We start from the raw sequence: 235 nt of genomic DNA on the forward strand, positions 1-235 counted from the left end.
GTCCGAGACCCAGCGTCCACCGTCGCTTTGTCCGGCCGGAGCCCGTGGTTGATCGGGATCGTACTTGTGGCTCTGGGAGCGCAGGAGCCGGACCGGCTTCGTCTCGATCCTGAGAACCGCGAGGAGCAGGCGGAGATCACGCAGTTCGGGGGCGGGACTGGACGGCGTCCGACGCTGGGAATCTGACATCGCGACCACCTGTGTTCAGGATAGGTTCTTTCTCCTATCGAGTCAT

1 pseudogene is annotated in these 235 nt (G+C 63.4%); it reads right to left on the reverse strand.

Going from position 1 to position 235, the window contains the following annotated elements:
• Nucleotides 1-189, reverse strand: a pseudogene (locus AC0IWM_RS23945) (hypothetical protein); the annotation flags it as partial.
• Nucleotides 190-235: the final 46 nt, after the last annotated feature.

Source organism: Methylobacterium sp. AC433, from assembly GCF_979253015.1.